This is a genomic window from Pseudoalteromonas citrea, from assembly GCF_000238375.3.
GTDB lineage: Bacteria > Pseudomonadota > Gammaproteobacteria > Enterobacterales > Alteromonadaceae > Pseudoalteromonas > Pseudoalteromonas citrea.
Genome location: NZ_AHBZ03000005.1, coordinates 1 through 624, shown reverse-complemented (window position 1 = coordinate 624; position 624 = coordinate 1). Strand labels below are relative to the sequence as shown.

The window sequence follows — 624 nt, the reverse complement described above, 5'->3', positions numbered from 1 at the left end:
AGTATGGCAACAGCACAGTGGGCGCAAAAACAGCAAGCCCGTTTATTGCCTTGTCGTTACTTCCACCTTGTTTTTACACTGCCACATGAGCTGAATATTGTTGCACGCTATGACCCAAACACGCTTTATCAGTGTTTATTTAAAGCAGTATGGGACACCCTAAGTAAATTTGCACAGCGTAAAGGGCATGGGCAGTTAGGGATGACAAGCGTTTTACATACATGGGGACAAACCTTAAGTCAGCATATTCACCTGCATTGCTTAGTGCCTGCGGGAGGGCTAACGCAAACTCAATGGCATGAAATAGAACAGGGCTACTTATACCCAGTTAAAGCATTATCAACGGTATTTAGAGGGAAAATGCTTGCGGCATTGCATGCGCGAGGTACTTCGCTGACACATATAACGACACCAGCTAAATGGTGTGTGTATAGCAAAGCGTGTTTAACATACAGTGATAAGTTAGTAAGTTATCTAGCACGGTATACCCGAAAGGGCGCGATGTCAGAATCGAGACTGGTGTCGGTGAATAAACAAAGCGTGTGCTTTAAATATCGAAGTTATGCAGATAAACACAGTGAAAAGGTCATGACACTGAGTTGTAGAGAGTTCTTACGGCGCTAT

General features: G+C 43.9%; 1 protein-coding gene. It reads left to right on the top strand.

The annotated features are described in order from the left end of the window. Positions 1–624, top strand: a 624-nt coding sequence (locus PCIT_RS00030) for an IS91 family transposase (RefSeq protein WP_021032161.1), incomplete at both ends; no start/stop codon positions are given.